This window comes from Streptomyces hyaluromycini (assembly GCF_002217755.1).
Lineage (GTDB): Bacteria > Actinomycetota > Actinomycetes > Streptomycetales > Streptomycetaceae > Streptomyces > Streptomyces hyaluromycini.
In genome coordinates, this window is sequence record NZ_BCFL01000026.1 from 203,931 (window position 1) to 224,705 (window position 20,775).

Here is a 20,775-nt window from a genome sequence, read left to right on the forward strand (position 1 = left end):
ACCACAATTCATCGGAGGTCAATGGTTCGCGTGTTTCGTTTCGGTTCCGCGCGCCGGCGGACGGGCTCAGTGCCGGTGCTCGTGGTCCGGATGCGCCGGGTCGCCGGGGTGCTCGTGCCCGGCCGGGTACGCGACGCCGGCCCGGGCCCGGTCCAGCCAGTCGAAGAAGGCCTGGCGTCCCCGCGCCCGCCGCAACTCCCGCGCCACGTCCTCCCGTACGCGCTCGTACGGCTGGAAGTCCTCGGCCGCCGCCGTCCCGAAGGCGTCGACACCGCGCCGCAGCGCGTCCTTGGTGAGGAACCGGTCCCGGTTGCGGACGTAGTAGTCCCGCACCGCCTCCTCGGGCACCCGCTGTTCGCCCTCCAGGGCGGCCAGCAGGGCGCGGGCGGCGGGGGAGTGGGCGAGGGCCACCGCGACGATGCTGCCCAGGTCGGCGACATCCGTTCCGGACACGGCCAGGACGCGCTCGGGGGAGATCTCCCGGGGCGGTTCCAGACCGCGCTCCACGCAGGCCCGCCGGGCCAGTTCGTCCGTGACGACGACCTGCGTCGCCCACCGCCGGCGCTGCCGCTCGGCCCGGTCGAGCGCCTCCGGACGGGTGCCCGCCGGGTCCCGGGCGGGCACGGCCGCCAGCAGCGTCTCCACGCGTTCCACCGGCACGGATTCCCCGCCCACCACAGCCGCGTGCTCGCTCACGGCGTCACCTCCAGTACGACCGCCTCGGTGTAGGCGACACACCCGTGCCAGCCGGCCTTCGCCAGCAGCCAGTACGACCCCGGCTCCACCGCCGCGCCGTCCACCTCGATCCCGCACTCCAGCGACTCCCCGGCGGCCACCGTGAACCCCTGGCAGCCCGGGGCGACCCCGGCCCAGGTCCCCCACGAGGACACCGCCCACAGGGTGCCGCCGACCGGCCCCCGGGTCGGGTTCCGCAGCACGACCGGGACCGTCACCCGTTCACCCCGCCGGACGTGGATCCGCTCGACTCCGAGGCGGGCCAGGAGAGTCGGCCCGGTCCGCCCGTCCGGCTCGCCCTCGGGCACGGCACCCGGCACATCGACGGCGACCACGTCCTCGTACACCTGCCCGTCGCGGACCAGCCGCGCCCCCAGCCAGTACCGGCCGGGCGGGGTGTCCGGCGGCGGGGTGAGCGTGACCTCGGTGAGGGTGAAGCCGCCGGGGCCCAACGCGTAGGGCAGGCGCGCGGGTTCGGCCGTCCAGCCGGGCGGGTGACTGAAGTCTGCCGTGCCCGCGGCCGAGGCGTCGGTGAGCTCGGAGGAGATCCGCAGCGTCGCGGTGACCGGTCCGCAGGCGGTGAGCGCGGCCGGCGAGAGGTGGACGGCGACCGGGAGGTTGCCGCGGGGCGCGGGCCCGGAGTTGTGCAGCCAGTAGCGGGTGGCGACCGGCTGGGCGGGCTCGTGCGCGGCGACCCCGGGACCCGGCGCGGGCGGCGCGCCCCCGGGAGTCGCCCGTACGGTGGCCACCTCGAAGCCGGTGAGATCGAGGTCCAGCGCACCGCCCTCGGGGACCAGCGGCTCCCCGGGCCTCTCCAGCACGTCCGCCCGAGCGCCCGCCGTCCACGGCCGGGGACCGGTGACCCGGGCCCGCACCGGCCGCCCGTCCGCCTCGTGCAGCCGTACGACGACCCCGCTCGCCGGATCCGCGGCCGCCACGCTGCCGCGCGCGAGCGGCGCCCCGCTCGGCTTCAACGCGTCAAGGAGCACCCGGCCCTCTGGCTCCAGAGCGAGGAGGGTCGCGGTGCGCGGCAGGCTGCCCGGTGCCTCGGCGGGCGGCCGGACGCGTGCCGTGAGCGGGTGGTTGAAGGCGTGTCCTGCCTGCGGCAGCCCCAGCTCCCGCCAGTCGCCCGCACCCGCGACCACGGCGTACTCGAACGTGTGCGACCAGCGCTGGAGTTGGAAGCCGGACCCGTCGGGTGCGGTGCGGCGGGGCGGGTCCACCCAGATGCCGGAGGGCCAGCCGGTGCAGGACCGCATCAGGGACATGTACAGGTCGCCGGAGGAGGTGACGACACAGCCGGGCGTGCCCCGGTTCAGGACGGCGAAGCTCCGCCCGTCCCAGGCGTCACCCGGCGGCAGTGCCTCGCCGCGCCCCGCCGCCGTGGCCCGTACGACCGCGTCGTCCAGGTCGGCGACCAGCGCGCCGACCGCCTTCGCGTCGTCCTCGGCGCCGGCCACGACCAGCAGGGGGAGCTGCTCCGGTTCACGGAGATCGGCGCCGGGCACCCACTCCTCGCGCAGCGACGCCCGCGGCGCCACCCAGACGGCCGCGAGACCGCCCTCGGCCAGCTGCCGGTTCATCTCCCGGGCCGCCGCCGGATCCCAGCTCAGCGCCTCGGCGACCACGGCGTTGCGGTCCGGGGTGCCCACGGCGATCCGGAGGTCGGGCAGGTTGGAGTCCACCTCCAGGTCGCCGTAGCGCGGACCGCCCGCGACCGTCGACGTGGCCGTGACCCCCGCCCGCACCAGGGCCGCCGCGAGCGGGGTGCCCAGCTCACCGGCGGAGTCCCAGTCGGCATGGATGAGTTCGGCGACCCCGACCGCCCGTTGCCCGAGCAGCCGGCCGGTGTCGTCGTGCACGGCGATCCGGGCCGTCGAGCCCAGCCCGAACCAGGTGTTGGCCGGATTGTCGAGGGTCCACGGGAACCGCTCGCTGTCCACCTCCACGAACCCGAAGCCACGCCCGATCACCGCGTCCGCGACCTCGTGCACCGGCAGCCCGCCCTGCACGTCCGAGGGCCAGCGCACCCGGATCAGCCGGTCGGCGCCGTCGTACCCGTCGATGCTCGTCGTCGCGTCGAGCCGGTCGACGCCCGTCCAGAGGGTCAGCCGCTGCGTGTACCGGAAGAGCCCGAGGTCACCGCGGACGGTGATCCGCGACCCGGCGGGGGAGTGCTCGACCTCGACGTCCGCGGTGACGTCCCGGCTCCGGGCGGCGGTCGTGCCGGTCGGGGTGAGATGCCAGGGCCCTTCGCCGAACCGCGGATGCCGGGGGTACTCCTCCTGCACGACCAGCTCGTTGCCGATCTCACCGGCGCGCAGCAACTCCCGCCCGCCCTCGGCGAGCCGGCGCAGCCCGCAGACCCCACCCCCGCGCGCCGGATCGACCGTGACCTCGTAGAACTCGTTGCGGATGGTGAGCCCTTCGCCCGGCGCCCACCCGGGCACCGAACCGTCCGCCAGCGAAAGGGCCTTGAGGCCCAACCCCGGTACGTCCGGTACGACGACCCGGAGCCGGCCGTCCTCCCGGACGGCGGGCAGCGGCAGGCCCGTGAGGTCCAGCGGGACCAGGCCGCCCGGGTCGTCGACCGTGAGCACGTCCCGGCGGCGCCAGGTGGCGGAGTTGAAGACGACCAGGTCCGGGGCGCCGCCGGGCAGCGGGACGACCTCGCGGGCCAGCGCGTCGGTGGCGTCGGCGTGCACCGTCCCGGCCAGGTCGTACAACTCCCGCCAGCCGGTGAGGAGATCGACGTACACCTGGTCCGACTCCGAGCCGGTGATGGCGTCGTGATGGGCGCCGTAGACCAGTTGCCGCCAGGCCTTGTCGAGGGCCGCGTCCGGGTAGGGGTGCCCGGTGACGAGGGAGGCGAGGGTCGCCCAGGCCTCGGCGTCGGCGAGCAGCGTCTCGCCGTACCGCTGGGCCTGCTTGGTGTCGATGTAGGAGACGTCCTTGCCGGTGTAGACCGGGTTCATGTCCCGGGTCTGCGGCGAGGCCGTGCGGCCCTCCGTCGCCAGCTCGGCGCGCACGGCGGCGAAGAAGTCGCGGGGGATGCCGCTGACGAAGCGCGGCCAGACGTACCGCTCGTTCCAGTCGCGGTGGATGCCCGTCACCCAGCGGCACGGCGGCGCGTAGTCCCCGCCGACCGGCAGCAGCACGTTCCTGGTGAGCGCGACCTTCTTCAGCCCCTGGAACAGCCGGAACGCGGCCGCCTCCGCCTCGGGCAGGGTGGGCGCGTTGTCGATCGCCCAGCCGGCGCCGTAGTGGTTGACCATATAGGCGGTGAGCAGCCCGCGCCCCGAGGGCGCGATCCAGTTGAACTCGGCCGGGAACTGCATCCGCCCGGGATCGCGCGGCTCCTCGCCGAAGACGGAGAGCGTCGGCCCCCACTGGTGGAACGGCCCGCGCGCCCAGGAACTGGAGGTGATCCCGGCGTCCGCCATCAGCCCGGGGAACTGCGGATCGTGCCCGAACGCGTCCAGCTGCCAGGCGGTTTCCGGCGCCGCGCCCATGATCCGGCGCTGGAACCCGTCCCCGTACAGGGCGTTGCGTACGGTGGCCTCGGCGCCGGTGAGGTTGGTGTTGGGCTCGTTGTAGGTGCCGCCCATGATCTCGACGCGTCCCGAGCGGATCAGCTGGCGCAGGAAGGCCCGCTCCTCGGGGAAGGCGTCCCAGTAGGGTTTGAGGTAGTCGACCTCCGCGAGCACGAAGGTGTACAGGGGGTCGCGCCGGGCCAGGTCGCAGTGGGCGCGCACCAGGCTCATCCCGGACTGGCCGCGCGAGTCGAAGGTGCGGGCGGGCAGACCGCTGGAGGCCGGGTCGTCGGCGGTGTCCCAGGTCTCGGTGTAGGCGGCCTGGGTGTTCCACCAGACGGGGTCGTAGTGGAAGTGGCTGACCATGAACATGGTCCAGCCGGGCTCGGCGGCCGTGAACTCGGCCGCGTGGTGCAGGAGTCGGCCCGCACCCGCGTCCTCGACGGTCACCGTGATGTTGCGCCGGTCGCCGGGCGCGAGCCGCTCGGCGGACACGGGGACCTCCGCGCGTACGGTTCCGTCCTCGCCGGCGGTCGCCCGGTGCTCGCCGATGCTGCGCACCCCCGGCCCCTCGACGGTCAGCAGCACCGGACGGCCCGGGATGTGCTCGGCCCGGACGACGACCACTTGCAGTGGTTTCTCAGGAGTGCCGGTGAAGAGCTCGGTCGACTCGACAGAGGTCACACGCATGGGGCTCCTACGAGTGCTCGGCGGAGCCCCATCCTGGCATCGAGGGGTGGTTCAATCAACCACGCATGTGATTCATTGATGGTTCATCCATGCAGAAGGCGAGCCGGCTCAGCGCGACCGCCGGGGCTTCGCCGCGTGCTGCCCGGCGATGTGGTCGGTCAACGCCAGTGAGGCGCTGGCCCGTTGGTAGGAGAGCTGGGCGACCCGGACGTACAGGCAGTCGATGAGGACCAGCACCGAGTGGCGGGCGCCGATGATGCCGGTGGGGAAGCTGGTCTCCGAGGTGGAGGAGATGAGCCGGATGTCGGCGGTGCGGGCGAGCGGGGAACGCGGGTCGGCGGTGAGGGCGATCGTCGTCGCGCCGCGCTCCTTGGCCGTCTCGAACGGCTCGGTCGTCTCGCGGGTCGCCCCGGAGTGGGAGATGCCGATCGCGACGTCGGCGGGGGTGAGCAGGGCGGCCGAGGTGGCCGCGGCATGCACCTCGGTCCAGCCGCGCACCGAACAGCCGATCCGGAACAGCCGGGTCTCGGTCTCCTGCGCCACCGCGCCGCTGCCGCCCACGCCGTAGACGTCGATCCTGCGGGCGCGGGCCATGGCCTGCGCGGCCCGCTCGACCGCGTCCAGGTCGATCCGGTCCAAGGTCTGCTGGACGGCCCGCAGGTCCGCGGTGCCGACCACCTTCACCACCCGTTCCAGGCTGTCGTCCGGGGAGATGTCCGGACCGATCTCGGCCGTGCCCCAGTCGGAGACCTCGCCGCGGCCCCGCTCCTGGGCGAGCGCGATCAGCAGGTGCTGGTAGGAGTCGAGGCCCACGGCCCGGCAGAACCGGGTCACGGTCGCCTGGGAGGTGCCGGTGCGGCGGCCCAGCTCCGCGGCCGAACAGTGGGTGACGGCGGCCGGATCCTCCAGGATCAGCTCGCCGACCTTCCGCAGGGAGCCGGCCAGGCGCGGCAGCTCGGTCCGGATGAGTGTGGTGACGTCGGTCGAGGGCATGAGGAGAAGGTATCAGCCACCCTTTGAGCGGTCTGTTGAATACCAGGACCGGAAGGACGCGCCATTGCACAGCGTATGGCACGCATGATTTATTGATTCATCGACAGGCGTGTGGTTGGGGTGGTTCAATCCATCCGGTCGTTCCCGGCAGTGGGGAGTGCGAACGTGTCCGTCGAGTCCGCCAACGAGTCCGGGGCCGGCCCGGTGAGCTCCGAACGCTTCGCCCGCGAGGGCCTCGACGCCCTCCGTCGCCTCACCGAGTCCGCCCGCGCCGACGTCACCCGGGCCGCCGCACTGATCGCCGACTGCGTCCGCGCCGACGGGGTCGTCCAGGCCTTCGGCACCGGCCACTCCCAGGCCATGGTCCTCGAAGTCGCCGGCCGCGCGGGCGGCCTGGTGCCCACCAACCGGATCAGCATCGCCGACCTCGTCCTCTACGGCGGCGAGCACCCGAGCGTCCTCGACGACCCGCTCCTGGAACGCGAGCCCGGCGTCGCGGCCCGCCTCTACGACCTCGCCGCCCCGCACCCCCAGGACCTCTTCGTCGTCATCTCCAACTCCGGGGTGAACAACGTGATCGTGGAGATGGCCCTGCACGCCAGGGAACACGGACACCGCCTCCTCGCCCTCACCTCCCTCGCCCACACCCGGGCGGTCCCGGCCGGCCACCCGAGCGGCAAGAAGCTCGCCGACCTGGCCGACGTGGTCCTCGACAACGCGGCCCCGCGCGGCGACGCCCTCCTCGGGCTCCCGGGCGGCGGCGCGGTCTGTGCGCTGTCCACGCTGACCGGGGTGATGCTCGTGCAGATGGCGGTGGCCGAGGCGGCCGGCCTCCTCCTCGCCTCCGGCGACCGTCCCCCGGTCTACGTCTCGGCCAACGTGCCCGGCGGCTTCGAGGGCAACCTGGAACTGGAGAAGCGGTACGCCGGACGGATCCGGCGCACCGCGAGCTGAGCGGACCTCAGCCGACCGGCGGGCGACGGCCGTTCCAGGGGAGCGCGAGTTCCAGGGTGCGGGACACCTGCCGTGTTCCTCGGGAGACGCCGTGCCCAGCCGGTCCGTCCGGTGCCGTGTTCAGCCGGCGGGCGTCCTGCGCAGCCGGCGGTGGCGTGTCCTGGCCTGTGCCCTGGCGGCCTCGGACAGGCCGGGCTGGAGGCGGCGGGCGGCGTCCACGTGGTCGTCGGTCCAGATGATCCGGACCGCGACCGGGGTGGGCCGGCCCTGGCCGTCGCTGAGTTCGGTGCGGACGGACTCCACGAGCCGGGTGGCCCCCTCGGGCCGGAGCGGGACGGCGTCGGGGACGGGCGAACGGCCCCCGAGGCTCGCGGCGAAGTCGTGGTACCAGCCGGTGACCAGGGCCGCCGACCCGAGGACGGCGCGGTGGGCGTCGGCCCGGACGGCCTGGACGCGGGCCACGTCCTCGCCCTGCCACAGGGAGACGACGGCGTCGGCGGCCAGCCGCAGCCCGACGACGCCGGTGACGAGGGTGTTGGCGCAGGACAGCGACAGCGGCTTGGCGCCGCGTTCGGCGAGGTAGTTGCGGAACGCGTCGTCGAGGCGGCGGGCGGCGGCCGCCGCCACCCGGCCCTGCGGATCGGGGTCGACGGCGTGGCGGTGGCCGAGGGCGTAGTGCACGGCGTCCCCGAGGTATCGGGCGCTGTCGTCGTACGCCTCGGCGAGTGCCTTGTGGACGGCGCCCCGGGCGCCGCGCGGCCAGAAGAACACGGCCACGAGGACGCTGACCGCGCACCCCAGCGCGATGTCCTGGATGCGCAGCAGGACGATGTGCCAGTTGGGGTCATGGCCGATGTTGAAGAGCACCACGAGCGTGACGGTGAACGCGGCCTGCCCGGCGGCGAAGGAGACGGCGGCGGGCGCGATCCCGGCGAACAGGACGGCGACGGGGAGCACGAACCACAGCGCGGTGCCGTGGTGGCCGATCAGATGCAGCAGCCCGGCGCCGATCACGGACCCGGCCACCGTGCCGAGGACGGCGCGGACGGCGTTCTGCCCGGTGCTGAGCGCGTTGGAGCGCAGCACGGACAGAGTGCCGAGCAGCACCCAGAAGGAGTGCCCCACGCCGGTCACCCCGGCCAGGAACACGGCGATGCCGAGGCCGACGGCGCCGCGCAGGCTGTTGTGCAGCCACACCGAGTCGGGCCTGAGATGGGCGACGGCCCGTTCCCGGGCGGCGGCGAGAGGCGCGGCCAGAGCGCCCGGCTCCCGGCCGAGGAGCCGCTCGGGCCAGCTGCGCTGCCAGGCGGTGGCCGCCATGTCGACGTTGTCGGCGATCTGCAGCACGGCGAAGCCGAGCTCCTGGGCGCGGAAGGAGACGTCCAGCGTGGCGATGAACCCGAAGACCTCCGCCGGGCTGTTCCCGCCGGGATGAACGGCGGGCACCCGGACGGTGGAGCTGTGCTCCATCCCGGCCAGGACCGCCCGCAGCTCCTGCTCGCGGGCCCGCAGCGCACCGGTGTCCCCGTCGAGGTCCGTGAGCAGGTCGCAGGCCGCCTCCAGGACGTGGGCGGCGGCGCGGCGCACGGTGTACGCGGCCGGATCGCAGGTCGGAGGCTCGGCGGTGTAGTCGGACCGGTCGACGAGGACCGCGCACAGCCAGGTCAGCTCGTCCACCAGCCGGACCAGGGCACGTGAGGTCGCGGACAGGCCGGTGGGGCGGCACGTCGTCGCGTCGAAGACCCCGCGCAGGTCCGCGCCGGTCCGCGCGGTCTGCTCCGCCCCCACCCGGCAGCGCTCGGCGTCGGCCCCCGGCCCGTCCGGGCCCGGCAGGGCCGCGCGGATACGCAGATACCCGGCGGCGGCACGGCACACGGCCGCCGCCGGGGCGCTCAGCGCGTCGGCGACGGGGCGCGGCCACAACAGGGCGACGGCCGGCAGGGCCACCGCCGCCGCCAGGCCCGCACCGGCGAGGCGCTCGGGCAGCTGCGACAGCGGTACCGGGGCGCTGACCGGCAGCACGAAGGCCAGCAGCAGCGCCGTCGAACTGCCGGCCAGGACCGAGCTGACCACACCGGCGAAGAGGACCACGAACCCGATCACGACCGTGGCCGCCACGGCGAGCCAGGTCTCCCGCCCCGCCAGCGTCCCGGCGCAGATCAGCACCAGCCACGCCACCGCGAGCGCCGCCTGCGCCCGCAGCCGCTCCACCATCGGCCCGGAGTAGTCCACCAGCAGCAGCATCGAGAACGAGCCGAACGCGGCGTAGCTCGCCATCGTCGGCGAGTGCAGCACCTCGGTGCACAGCGCGAACAGGGCGGGCATCACCAGGGCCGTGCGCCCGGCCCGCCGGGTCGCCGCGAGATCCGGGTCCTTGCCGCGCAACCACGTCACCCAGCGTGGCGCCCGCCCCGACATGTCCACCTCCCGCCGGGCCCGCGGCAGCCGGCCCCACCGCCGTACCGCCCACACCACCCATATGCGGCCACCACCGTCCCGCCCGCAACATTTACCGGCCGCTCAGCGCACCGGGAAGCCGAACGAGTACCCCTGTTCCTTCAGCCACGGCAGCACCTCGCGCAGAGCGGCAACCGTCTCGGAGCGGTCGCCGCCGGCGTCGTGGAAGAGGATGGTCGGCCCGTTGGGCATCTCCTCCTTGACGGTGGTGACGATGGCGGCCGTGCCGGGGCGTTCGAAGTCCTTCGAGTCGACGTTCCAGCCCAGCGGACGCATACCGTGGGAGGCGGCGAGCTTGCGGCTGTACGGGGTGAAGGCGCCGCCCGGGGCGCGGTAGTAGAGCGGCCGTACGCCCCCGGACGCCTCGGTGATCATCTGTTCGGCGTCGAGGATCTGCTGGGACTGGTAGGCCTCGGACTTGGTGTCCATGGTCACGTCGTGGGAGACCGTGTGGTCGCAGAGCCGGTGCCCGGCCGCCACCACCGCCCTGACCAGGTCCGGGTGCGCCTTCGCCTGCGGTCCGATCATGCAGAACGTGGCCTTCACGCCGTACGCCTTGAGTACCTGGAGCACCTCGGGGGTCCAGACCGGGTCCGGCCCGTCGTCGATCGTGATGTTCACGCCCCTGGCGCCCCGGTCCGAGGCGTGCGCGATCGCCATCGACACCGGGGCCGCCTTCGGATCGCTGTGGTGCACCGGAGTCCCGGCTTGCACGCGCTCCTTGACGGGACCGGCCTGCGCGGTCCACAGCGAGGCGGCCACGGTCACGGCCGTGACCCCGAGCGCCGCCGCGACCACCTGGCCGTACCATCCCCGTCCGCCGTGCCGCGCCATGTCCGCCCCGTTCCCTGTCGTTGAGTCGACCTCGTGCACCCGTCAGGACGGAAGACGGCGGGCACCGGATCCATCCGTTACCGATCACGGACAATTCCGCGAGGATTCTGCGACAGGCTCCCTGCGAGATCTCTAACGCCGGGGACGGCAATCGGTGTTGGCGGTCACGCCTCTTTGTGCAAGGACCAGGCGGTCAGGAGTCGTACATGGGGATGCGCGGCTTGTTCGACCGCTTGCGCACCAGCGGAGCGAGTGTCCTGTGGATGATGAAGTACTCGGCGACGACCGCGCACACGAGGATCGACGCCCAGACGCTCGTGGTGTAGATGTCGTGGAAGGCCAGCGAGGGGAACGGGCCCTGCAGGACCAGGCCGAGACCGAGGAAGGCGCGGAGCGCGACCGCGGCGAAGCTCAGCGCGTAGTTGCGGATCAGCCAGATCCGGTGGAGCTGGATCTGGCCCTGCCGGATGGCGCGGAAACCCTGGAAGAGGGTGTACAGCCAGGCGGTGGACAACAGGTAGAACGCGACCTGCACGGAAATGCCGGAGACGGAGAAGGTGGCGGCCACATAGGCCGCGAGCGCGGCGACCACCACGCTGCCCATGTACACATAGCCGAGCGTGCGGTGCAGGGCGGGACGGCCGGCCAGCAGTCTGTTCGCGAACTGGAACGGCCCGATCAGCAACAGCAGGCTCGCGGGCAGGGCGTGCACCACGATCGTCAGGTAGTGCGCCGCGACATGCGGGTTGAGCGGGATCCGGCTCGCCGACGCGTCGCCGGTGAGGTAGGTGGCGCCCGAGAACACGGCGATGCCGGCGGCGGAGACCGCGAGCGCGGCCCAGGCGATCCGTCGCCTGCCGCTACGGGAAACGGGAAAGGTCATCACAAGCTCCTGCTAGACCGGGTGGTTGCAGCGAGCTTCCCGTGCCGCCGGCCGCGGCCGCGTCGGTGAGAACTACGTAGATCAGCCGCCTACGCGACGCTCAGAGAGGGAGTTCGCGCAGCTGGCGGCGGGAGGAGATGCCGAGCTTGCGGTAGCTGTTGCGCAGGTGCGTGTCGATCGTGCGCGGGCTGAGGAAGAGCGCAGCGGCGACTTCCTTGGACGTCGCGCCGCCGGCGACCTTCCCCACGATCAGCCGCTCCTGGGCGGTGAGCAGGTCGAGCGGGTTCGCCCCGTCCCGGCGCGGGCGTTGCCCGGTGGCGACCAGTTCACGGGCCGCCCGCTCGGCGAACGCGGCCGCGCCGACCGCGGTCAGTGTCTCGTGTGCCGCCCGCAGTTCGACGCGGGCGTCGGCGCGGCGGCCGGCCCGGCGCAGCCACTCGCCGTACAGCAGGCGGGTACGGCCGTAGTGCGCCCGCACCCCGGTCCGGGCGAACAGGTCGACGGCTTCCCGGTAGCGGGCGTCGGTGCTCTCCGCTTCGCCCGGATCGAGCAGCGCCTGCGCGAGCCGGTACCTCGCCTCGGCCCAGGCGGTCCGGCCGGTGCGCGCCAGGGCTTCGAGCCGGGCCATGACCGCGGCGCACTCCTGCGGCCGTCCGGCGCGGACGGCCGCCTCGACGAACTCCGGGTCGAGGCCCCACACCACGTAGGAACCCTCTTCCTCCTGTGTCCGGGAGGCGAGTCCGGTTTCGAGGGCGGCGGAGTAGTCGGCGAGCCCGTTGCACAGCACCGCCGTCGCGTACAGCTCGCCGACCGCCTCGTCGCGGCCGATGCGCCGGCGCATCGTGGCCCGCAGCTCGCCGACCCGATCGGCGTCACCGCGCCACCCGGCCAGGATGAGCTCGGCGAAGGAGAGGCTGACGGTGCCCGCCGCCTCGTCGATCGCACGGGCTTCCGCAAGACTCGCGGCCGCCTCCTCGTAGCGGCCGAAGACCGTCCGGGCGATCGCGTGGACACGCAGGGCCTGGGGCAGCACGGCGAAGGCGCCCTGTTCCCGGGCCAGCGCCACCTGCCGGGCGGAGAGCACCTCGGCGGAGTCGTCGTCGCCCAGATCGAGTGCCATCAGACAGGCGAGCTCCATCCACCACGGGCTCGTCGCGGTGCGGAACGCGGCCACCGCCCGCTGCATCGTGGGCACCGCTTCCTCGACCGGTGCCAGGACCTGGTCGAGCAGCGCGTCCAGCAGCAGGTCGACCGGGCGGGACTCGTCCTGCCGCCGCGGTGCCTGCTCGCGGATGCGGGTGCCGAGCTGCCGCAGCCGTCCCGGCAGCCGGTCGACGAACATCGACGAGGAGAAGGCCTCCAGGTAGGTCTCTCTGGCCCGGCCGGGCGGAAGGCCGGCCGCGGCGTCGACGAGCGCGACGGTCGCCTCCGGACTGCGGGCCACGTGGAATTCGATCAGGGCCCGCTGCAGCCGGGCGTCGGCGCGGTCCGCCGGTGCCAGCGGACGGCGCTCGGCCTGCGCGAGCAGTTCACGGGCCCGGGCGGGCGCGCCGGAATCCAGCCTCGCCCGGGCCGCGGCGAGCATCCGCTCACCCTGGCGGGCGGGATCGGGTGTCAGCTGCGCCGCGCGTTCGAGGAACGCCGCGGCCGCGGCCAGACCGCTGCGCCGCTGCGCCCGCCCGGCGGAGCCGACCAGCTCCGCGGCGACCGCCTCGTCGGTGTCGACCACCGAGTGCGCCCGGTGCCAGGCGCGGCGGTCGGGGTCGGTCTCCGTGTCGGTGGCCTCGGCGAGTGCGGCGTGGACCCGCCGGCGTGTGCCGGCGGTGGCCGAGCGGTAGGCGCCCGAGCGCACCAGCGGGTGGCGGAAGCGCAGCCGGGGCCCGAGGGTGACCAGTCCCTCGTCCTCCGCGGCGGTCAGCTCGGCCGGGTCCAGGGCGAGCAGACGGGCGGCACGGCCCACCAGGCCGAGGTCACCGACCGGTTCCGCGGCGGCGAGCACCACCAGTGAGCGGGCCGCGGAGGGCAGTTCGCGCACCTGTCGGGCGAACCGTGCCTCCAGCGCGTCCGCCACGTTGGCCCGCGGCCCGTCGTCGCTCCCGGCGGGCAGACCCAACGGCCCGGTCCGGTGGCCGAGTTCCAGCAGGGCCAGGGGGTTCCCGCCGGCCTCGGCGAGGATCCGTTCGAGCACCTCGCCGTCCAGGTCCGCGCGTGCGGCCGAACGCAGCAGCGTCCGGGCCTCCGCGTCACCGAGGCCCGGCAACGGCAGGCGCGGCAGATCGGTGAACCCTGGCTCGGCGGACGGGCTCCGCTCGGCCGACCGGTCCCGGTCGGCGGAGGCACTCAGCTCGACCGAACGGTCCCCGTCGGCGGACGGACTCCGCTCGGCGAGCACCACCGCGATCCGCTCGGCGGCGACGCGCCGCGCGACGAAGCCCAGCACCTGCCGGGTCCCCGCGTCGACCCACTGGACGTCGTCCACCACGCAGCACACGGGCCGGTCCCTGGCGAGCTCGTGCAGCAACCCCAGCACGGCCAGGCCGATCGTCAGCGGATCCGGGGTCGTCCCGCCGCCGAGGCCGAAGACCGACTCCAGCGCCAGCCGCTGCACCGCGGGCAGGCCGTCGCGATGCCCGATCACCGACGCGCAGAGCTGGTGCAGCGCGGCGTACGGAAGGTCCCGCTCGAACTCGGTACCGGCGGCGCGCAGCACCAGCCACCCGTCGAGCCCGCCGATCGCGGCGTCGACGAGCGCGGACTTGCCCATCCCCGCTTCGCCGGCCACCACCAGGGCCCCACCGCGCCCGTCCGCCGCCGCGCGGACCAGGTCGTCGAGCACGCGCAGCTCGCTCTTCCGGGCGACGAAGACCACGGCGTCGGCTCCCTTCCCCGGGCGGTGACGAACACTGTCACTCTATCGGGGGTGCAGGGAGGCCAAGGTTCCGGCCGATGGAAGGAGCCGACGGCTGCCGGGGCGCGCGGTGACTGCCGCACTTACCCGTGTTCGACGCCTGCAGTTCGCGCACTGCGGCTTGGCGTGAGCCGTTCCGTCCGGGGGCGGGGGAGTGTGTTCACGCCGAACGGGAGTGCGCGTCCGTGGTGCCTGGCCTGTCAGCCGAAGACGGTGTCGGCCGGAAGACCGGACTGGAGCAGGACGTCCTGCATGTTGTAGTAGTCGTCGTTGGTGAGGATCTTGTTCCCGCACAGCTGAAGGACGGTGGCGACCGGCACGGAGAACGGCTTGGGCGCGTTGAGCAACTGTCCGCTGAACGTCCAGCTGATCGACACCTGGTCGCGACCGGCGAACGCGCCGGTGACCTCGATCTTGGCGTTCTGGACGAAGTACTTGGTGTTGTTGAACCACTCCGCCATCCCGTCCCGGCCGGTGTAGGTCCTCCCGAAGGCGTGGTCGGTGTACCGGGAGCCGTCCTTGACGAACAGGGCGGCGAATCGCTGCGGGTCGTTGCCGTTCCACGCGGCCGCCCAGTCGACGGCAACGGCCGGAAGCCGGTGGTGGCTCGACAGGCCGACCGCGGTCACGGTCGCCGCGGAGGCCGGCCGAGCCGAACTCGACACGGCCGGGCCGACTGCTCCGGCGGTACCGAACACGGCAAGAGCCGCGACGGTGGTGACGCTGCGACGATTGATGGTCATGGTTTCTCCAAGAACAGTGATGCGCTCGCGTGCTGGTCGGCTGACGAACTCGGCGACGACGTACTGGACCCGAACGGGCCAGGCGCGTCCGCCGTGTCGGCACCCTCGTGACAAGGAAGACGGTCCCGCGGCGGGGCGGCTGCCCGCGTCGGCGAAAACCACGTAGATCCAGGCCTACGCAGTTACCTGTGCCGACCGACGAGCGGTGCTACCGGAACCGACGCCACCGATCCGGAGCGCGCACTGTCCGAAAAACTCTGTGGTAATTCAGAGAAAGGCCGGGAAACCGGCCGGATTTCGCAAAGTGGCGGTAAGGCCTTCCTTCTGTGAAATCAGCGCAGCCCGATCGTGGCTAAATCTCGCTGGTGGCCGACTTTCGATCCTGCGGAAATCGATAGGAGAGCGCTTTCATGGATTTCTCATTCTTCTCGGTGATAGTCATCGCGCAGCCGCTGACCAGAAAACCCGAAGACTTGAGAAAAGAGAGGTGCAACCTAGTGTCCGAAACCGGCATGGGTGACAGCACGGTACAAGAAGGGCACGCGGCGGAGGTACGGTCGGCGGAAGCGGACCGCCGTACCTTCATGCGCAGGGTCTTCCTGGCCGGCGGTGCCGCCGCGTTCACCGCCATGGGCGGAGCCGGCGCGGTGGCGTTCGCCGCCGACGCCTCCACCGCCAGTCCCTCGGCCGCGGCCGACGACAGCGCCGGCCCGTCCCCCAGCGCGAGCCCCACCGGCGGTGGCGGGGGCGGAGGCGGCGGCATCCTCGGTACGCAGACCATCACCGAGGACTTCTACGGCCTGACCACCGACGGCGGACAGATCGACGACCTCTTCACGCTCCGCTCCGAGGGAGTCGACACCGCACCCGTCGTCGCGGCCGCCCAGGCCTTCCTGGCCGGGCTCACCGACGCCCAGAAGGCGAAGACGCAGTTCTCGCTGCGCTCCACCGAGTGGCGGACCTGGAGCAATCTCGACCCGGGGGAGTTCAAGCGGCAGGGCGTGTCGCTGGCCGACCTGACGGACGACCAGAACGCGCTGGGCACCGCCCTGATGACGGCGGCGCTGAGCGCCGACGGCCTGGAGACCACCGAGAGGATCCGCCGTCTCAACAACGCGGCCGGCGTCATGCTCGGCAAGGCCGACGTCTTCAACGACGAACTCTTCTACTGGACCGTGATGGGCACGCCCTCGGCCACCGACCCCTGGGGTTTCCAGTTCGACGGCCACCACCTGGTCGTCAACTACTTCGTGCTCGGCGACCAGGTCGTGATGAGCCCCTGTTTCTGGGGCTCGGAGCCGACGAAGATGGTGATCGACGGCGAGACCGTCTCGGTCTGCCAGGAGGAGGTCGACGCGAGCCTGGCGTTCATCCAGTCGCTCACCGAGGCCCAGCAGGCGACCGCGATCATCAAGGCAACGAAGGCGAACGAGGACATGAAGGCCGGTGCCTTCGCCGACAACGCGGTCGTCGCTTACGCCGGCATCCGTGCCACCGAACTCACCCCGGCCCAGCAGCACAAGCTCCTTGCGGTCGCCGAGGCGTTCGTGAACCGGGCCAAGGCCGACGTGGCCAAGGTGCGCATGGCCGAGATCCGCAGCCACCTCGCGGACACCTACGCGGCCTGGGTGGGCGGCACCGGCGACGACGACCCCTTCTACCTGCGGGTCCACAGTCCGGTCGTCTGGATCGAGGTCGACTGCCAGGCGGCGGGGCCGCTGGGCGGCGCGTACGGCAAGACGCGCGGTGACGGCCCCACCCAGCTGCACATCCACTCCGTCGTCCGCACCCCCAACGGCAACGACTACGGCAGGGAACTGCTCCGCCACCACTACCTGACGTCACCGCACCACCACTGAGCCACGCGATCGAAGGGCCTGCTCCGGTTCCGCCGTGACACGGAGCAGGCCCGGCCCGGTGGCTTCGGCGGCAGCGGCGCCTCAACCGGTGTGCAGAGCCTCCCTGATGGAGTCGACGGCGAGGTGCCGTGCGACGTTCGTGGCGTTCGTGTCGCGCAGGCTGTCCAGCATCATGAAGTCGTGCACCATGCCCTGGACCCGCACGGCGGTGACCGGGACGTCGGCCTCCCGCAGATGCGACGCGTACGCCTCGCCCTCGTCGCGCAGCACATCGGCCTCGTCGGTGATCACCAGGGCCGGCGGCAGCCCCCTGAGGTCCTCGACGGAGGCCTGCAGCGGGGCCGCGTAGCGTTCCCGGCGTTGGCCTTCGTCGGTCGTGTACTGGTCCCAGAACCAGATCATGCCGTCCCGGGTGAGGTAGTAGCCGTCGGCGAACTGCCGGTAGGACGGCGTGTCGAAGTCGGCGTTCGTGACCGGGTAGAGCAGGATCTGCGCGGCGAGATCGATGTCGCCGCGGTCCTTGGCCATCTGGGCGAGGACCGCCGACATGTTGCCGCCCACCGAGTCGCCGCAGACGACCATCCGGGACGGGTCGAGGCCGTGCTCGGTGCCGTGTGCCACGACCCACCGGGCGACGGCGTAGTTCTGCTCGATCTGGGTCGGGTACCTGGCCTCGGGCGCCCGGTCGTACACGGGGAACACGACGGCTGCCTGCGCCCCGGCGGCCAGCTCCCGGACGAGACGGTCGTGGGTGTTCTCGTCGCCGAAGACCCACCCGGCGCCATGGATGTAGAAGATCACCGGGAGCGGCCCGTTGATGCCCTCGGGCTTGATGACGTGGGCGCGTACGGTGCCCCACTCGCCGGCGTCGACGTCGATCCAGCTCTCGTCGGCGGGCGGTTTGGCCACGCCCTTGCCCGTCTGCAGACCGGCGAGGATGTCACGCCCCTGCGGGGGCGGTACCTCGTAGATCCGCGGGTGGGGTGCGGTGGCGTCGGCGAGTTCGCGGGCCGCGGGCTCCAGGTAGGGGGTGGGCGGCGGGGGCAGATCCTTCATGACGAACCTCCAGAAAGTGCCGATGCCGCGGCGGTGGGGTTCGGCCGGCCGCTCGTCTCCGCGGGTCACCACCTGACGAGCGGGGCACCGCGGGTGCGTCGGCGGCGAGGCCGGGCGGCGGCATCGCCTTCCAGCCTGACACCGGACCGAGGAGGCGGCATCACGTGGCCGACGCCGTTCGGTAGTCCCGGTGCTACGGGCCGTGGGGGCAACTGGACAAAGGGCCCAGGCGCTGGCCAGTATGGGCCACACGGATCCGGTGACTGGACCCATGCGTGGCAGAGAGCAGCGGAAGCCGCCCCTTTCGAGCATCCTGGGGTTGACCATTGGACGAGCTGTTCGGGCGGGACGAGGAACGTGGCCGGCTGACGGCGGCGCTCGACGAAGCCCGGCGCGGGATGAGCGGCGTCCTGGTCCTGAGGGGCGGGCCCGGGAGCGGCAAGAGCACTCTGCTCGACCACCTCCAGGCAGGCGCGGCCGCCGACTTCGAGATCGTGCGCTTCGACGCCGTGGAGTCCGAGGCCGAACTGGGCTTCGCCGCCCTGCACCAGCTGCTCAGGCCGCATCTGTCCCAGCTGCCCAAGCTGCCCGACCCGCAACGCGCCGCCCTCGGCCAGGTCTTCGGATTCGAGGAGCGGACCAGCCCGCCCGACCGGTTCCTGGTCGCCCTCGCGTCGCTGGGGCTGCTCGACGCCCGCGCCGACGACCGGCCCCTGCTGTGCCTGGTGGACGACGCCCACTGGCTGGACGAGGAGTCGGCCGCGGTGCTCGCCTTCGTGGCCCGGCGGCTGCACGCCGACGCGATCACCATGGTCTTCGCCGCCCGCAACCACCCCGACCGGGTCGACCACCTGGCCGGACTCCCCGAACTTGCCGTGACCGGTCTCGACACGGACGCGGCCGGACGGCTGCTGGAATCGGCGGTCCCCGGCGCCCTCGACCCCGGCGTCCGCGACCGAGTCGTCACCTCGACCGGCGGCAACCCCCTCGCCCTCGTCGAAGCGGCCCGGGAACTCAGCGCCGACCAGCTCAGCGGCGAGGCATCGCTGCCCGAACCGATGCCGCTGGGCAGCGCCCTGGAACGCGTCTACCTGCGCGAGGCGCTGGCGCTGCCGCCGCAGACCCGTACCCTCCTGCTCACCTCGGCCGCCGACCCCACCAGCGACCCGAACGTGCTGTGGCGGGCCGGCCCCGAGCTCGGCTTCGACGCCGGCGCCGCCGCGGCGGCCGAGGAGCGCAGCCTCCTCTCCATCCGCGAGACCGTCAGATTCCGTCATCCGCTGATCCGTTCGGCCGTCTACTACGGCGCCCCCCTCGCTCAGCGCACCCGGGTGCACGCCGTCCTCGCCGAGGTCGCGGCGGATCTCGGCGAGGTCGACCTGCGTGCCTGGCACCTCGCGGCGGCCGCCACCGATCCGGACGACGTCGTCGCGGCGGAGCTCGACCGCGCCGCCGTACGCACCCGGGACCGCGGTGACTGGACCGGCAGTTCGTCGCTGCTGGCCCGCTCCGCGGCCCTGACCCCGGACCCGCACGCCCGGGCCCGGCGCCTGCTGGCGGCGGCCGAGGCGAGTGCCGTGGCCGGCTCCCCGGGCCGGGCACAGGCGCTGCTCGACGAAGCGGCCGCCTACCGCGACGACCGGCGCTACAACGGCCTGGTCCAGCGAGTCCAGGCACGGATCCACCGGCTCACGGGCGCACCGGCGGCCGCGACGTACGCCCTGCTGGCCGCGGCCCGGGAACTGGGTCCCGTCGACATCAGGCTCGCCCGCGACATCCTCGTGGAGGCGCTCGTCCAGGCGCAGATCAGCGGCTCACTGGCACCACCGGGGGCGACGCGCCGCAGCGTCGCAGAGACGGTCCGCTCGCTGCCGCTGCCCGCCGGGATGCGGGCCACCACGGGCGACGTGGTGCTGGAGGCCGACACCGCCGTACACCTCGAAGGCCTGGCCGGTGCCGGTCCGAGGCTCCGGCAGGCCGTGGCGGCGGTACGGCAGGAGGAGTCGACCGCGCCGGAACTGTTCCAGCTGCTGGCCGCGGCCTGCTCGCACGCCACCGTCCTCGGCGACGACGTCACCCTGCACGAACTCGCCTGGCGGCTGCACGCCGAAGCCGGCCGGCAGGGCGCCGCCATCCCGATGGCCCTGGCCCTCAGCCACACCGCCCTCTCGGAGCTGATCGCCGGCCGCCTCGACGAGTCCGAGCGCCTCTTCGACCAGCGGACGGCGCTGGAGGAGGCCCGCGGCTCCCAGCTGTATCTCGGCGCCCTGCTCATCGCCGCCTGGCGCGGCCGGTTCGAGGAGGCCCGCGCGCTGGCCGAGGCGGTACGCGAGCACGCCGACCGCACCGGACAGGGCTACCAGCTGGTCTTCCTCGACTACGCCCGGTGCGTGGTCGAACTGAGCCAGAGCCGGTACGAGGAGGCGTACCTGAGCCTCGCGGGCCAGATCGGGGAACTCTGCCAGGCGAAGTTCGCCCTCGCCGACATGGTCGAGGCGGCCACCCGCAGCGGCCGCCAGGACGAGGCACTGGGCCTGCTGGAACTCCTGACCCGGCTCGCCGAGCGCACCCCCGTCCCGGGCCTGCTCGGCGACCTCGCCCGCGCCCGGGCCCTGACCACCGCCGACCCGTCGTCGGCCGAGAAGCTGTACGTCCAGGCCATCCGGCACCACGAGGACGTCCGCGGCCCGCTGCGCCGGGCCCGCAGCCACCAGCTCTACGGCGAATGGCTGCGCCGGGAGCGCCGGACCAGGGACGCCCGGCACGAACTGCGCACCGCCCACGAGCTCTTCGACGCCATGGGCGCCCAGGGCTTCGCCGCCAGAACGGCACAGGAACTCTCCGCGGCCGGCGACTCCCTCCCGGCCGGTGCGCACGCACCGAGCGGCGGCGGCGAACTCACCCCGCAGGAGGCCCGGGTCGCCCGGCTCGCCGCGGGCGGCGCCACCAACGGGGAGATCGCCGCCCAGCTCTTCCTCAGTGTGCACACGGTCGACTACCACCTGCGCAAGGTGTTCAGGAAACTCGACGTCCACTCCCGCCGGGAACTCGCCGCCCGCCGCGACCGGCTCACCTCGGCGTAGTCCGGAATCCGGTCCACCGTTCGCGATGATCATATGGAGATGTGCGG

At 73.1% G+C, this 20,775-nt stretch carries 12 protein-coding genes; 3 read left to right on the top strand and 9 right to left on the bottom strand.

What is annotated here, in order from left to right:
* Positions 1 to 66: 66 nt before the first annotated feature.
* From SSP29_RS35105 to SSP29_RS35115, 3 genes are all read right to left on the bottom strand, one after another.
* A complete protein-coding gene (locus tag SSP29_RS35105; protein WP_089104923.1) occupies positions 67 to 696 on the bottom strand; it encodes a malonyl CoA-ACP transacylase in 630 nt (209 codons plus the stop codon).
* Positions 693 to 4,958 carry a glycoside hydrolase family 38 N-terminal domain-containing protein gene (locus SSP29_RS35110; protein WP_089104924.1) on the bottom strand — a complete coding sequence of 1,422 codons (4,266 nt, stop codon included), beginning with the start codon at positions 4,956 to 4,958 and terminating at the stop codon, positions 693 to 695. The genes SSP29_RS35105 and SSP29_RS35110 overlap by 4 nt, the downstream gene beginning before the upstream one ends.
* A gap of 108 nt (positions 4,959 to 5,066) precedes the next feature.
* Positions 5,067 to 5,951 (bottom strand): MurR/RpiR family transcriptional regulator, encoded by an 885-nt coding sequence (locus tag SSP29_RS35115; RefSeq protein WP_089104925.1) that lies wholly within the window; start codon positions 5,949 to 5,951, stop codon positions 5,067 to 5,069.
* Between the two features lie 165 nt (positions 5,952 to 6,116).
* Here SSP29_RS35115 and SSP29_RS35120 point away from each other — a divergent pair, with 165 nt between their 5' ends.
* Positions 6,117 to 6,905 carry a sugar isomerase domain-containing protein gene (locus SSP29_RS35120; RefSeq protein ID WP_089104926.1) on the top strand — a complete coding sequence of 263 codons (789 nt, stop codon included), beginning with the start codon at positions 6,117 to 6,119 and terminating at the stop codon, positions 6,903 to 6,905.
* A gap of 120 nt (positions 6,906 to 7,025) precedes the next feature.
* On the opposite strand, the gene SSP29_RS35125 is transcribed toward SSP29_RS35120, so the two are convergent.
* The 5 genes from SSP29_RS35125 to SSP29_RS35145 form a co-directional block, all read right to left on the bottom strand.
* Positions 7,026 to 9,323 (bottom strand): FUSC family protein, encoded by a 2,298-nt coding sequence (locus SSP29_RS35125; RefSeq protein WP_089104927.1) that lies wholly within the window; start codon positions 9,321 to 9,323, stop codon positions 7,026 to 7,028.
* 102 nt (positions 9,324 to 9,425) lie between these two features.
* A complete protein-coding gene (locus SSP29_RS35130) occupies positions 9,426 to 10,196 on the bottom strand; it encodes a polysaccharide deacetylase family protein (RefSeq protein ID WP_089104928.1) in 771 nt (256 codons plus the stop codon).
* Positions 10,197 to 10,389: 193 nt separating this feature from the next.
* Positions 10,390 to 11,079, bottom strand: coding sequence for a DUF2306 domain-containing protein (locus SSP29_RS35135; RefSeq protein ID WP_089104929.1), 690 nt, complete (start codon positions 11,077 to 11,079; stop codon positions 10,390 to 10,392).
* Positions 11,080 to 11,179: 100 nt separating this feature from the next.
* Positions 11,180 to 13,948, bottom strand: coding sequence for a helix-turn-helix transcriptional regulator (locus tag SSP29_RS35140; RefSeq protein ID WP_089104930.1), 2,769 nt, complete (start codon positions 13,946 to 13,948; stop codon positions 11,180 to 11,182).
* A 239-nt stretch (positions 13,949 to 14,187) separates the two neighbouring features.
* A complete protein-coding gene (locus SSP29_RS35145; protein WP_089104931.1) occupies positions 14,188 to 14,730 on the bottom strand; it encodes a nuclear transport factor 2 family protein in 543 nt (180 codons plus the stop codon).
* A 512-nt stretch (positions 14,731 to 15,242) separates the two neighbouring features.
* Here SSP29_RS35145 and SSP29_RS35150 point away from each other — a divergent pair.
* Positions 15,243 to 16,589 (top strand): DUF3500 domain-containing protein, encoded by a 1,347-nt coding sequence (locus SSP29_RS35150; protein ID WP_089105061.1) that lies wholly within the window; start codon positions 15,243 to 15,245, stop codon positions 16,587 to 16,589.
* Between the two features lie 81 nt (positions 16,590 to 16,670).
* Here SSP29_RS35150 and SSP29_RS35155 read toward each other — a convergent pair whose 3' ends face one another.
* A complete protein-coding gene (locus SSP29_RS35155; protein ID WP_089105062.1) occupies positions 16,671 to 17,645 on the bottom strand; it encodes an alpha/beta hydrolase in 975 nt (324 codons plus the stop codon).
* A 326-nt stretch (positions 17,646 to 17,971) separates the two neighbouring features.
* Here SSP29_RS35155 and SSP29_RS35160 point away from each other — a divergent pair, with 326 nt between their 5' ends.
* Entirely contained in the window at positions 17,972 to 20,728 is a 2,757-nt protein-coding gene (locus SSP29_RS35160; RefSeq protein WP_089104932.1) for an ATP-binding protein, read from the top strand.
* The last annotated feature ends 47 nt before the right edge of the window (positions 20,729 to 20,775 follow it).

What these genes read in the sequence shown, in the direction of transcription:
- SSP29_RS35110 (WP_089104924.1), bottom strand. Translation starts at nt 4,958, where the DNA reads ATGCGTGTGACCTCTGTCGAGTCGACCGAGCTCTTCACCGGCACTCCT.
- SSP29_RS35115 (WP_089104925.1), bottom strand. Translation starts at nt 5,951, where the DNA reads ATGCCCTCGACCGACGTCACCACACTCATCCGGACCGAGCTGCCGCGC.
- SSP29_RS35125 (WP_089104927.1), bottom strand. Translation starts at nt 9,323, where the DNA reads ATGTCGGGGCGGGCGCCACGCTGGGTGACGTGGTTGCGCGGCAAGGAC.
- SSP29_RS35130 (WP_089104928.1), bottom strand. Translation starts at nt 10,196, where the DNA reads ATGGCGCGGCACGGCGGACGGGGATGGTACGGCCAGGTGGTCGCGGCG.
- SSP29_RS35135 (WP_089104929.1), bottom strand. Translation starts at nt 11,079, where the DNA reads ATGACCTTTCCCGTTTCCCGTAGCGGCAGGCGACGGATCGCCTGGGCC.
- SSP29_RS35145 (WP_089104931.1), bottom strand. Translation starts at nt 14,730, where the DNA reads ATGACCATCAATCGTCGCAGCGTCACCACCGTCGCGGCTCTTGCCGTG.
- SSP29_RS35150 (WP_089105061.1), top strand. Translation starts at nt 15,243, where the DNA reads ATGGGTGACAGCACGGTACAAGAAGGGCACGCGGCGGAGGTACGGTCG.
- SSP29_RS35155 (WP_089105062.1), bottom strand. Translation starts at nt 17,645, where the DNA reads ATGAAGGATCTGCCCCCGCCGCCCACCCCCTACCTGGAGCCCGCGGCC.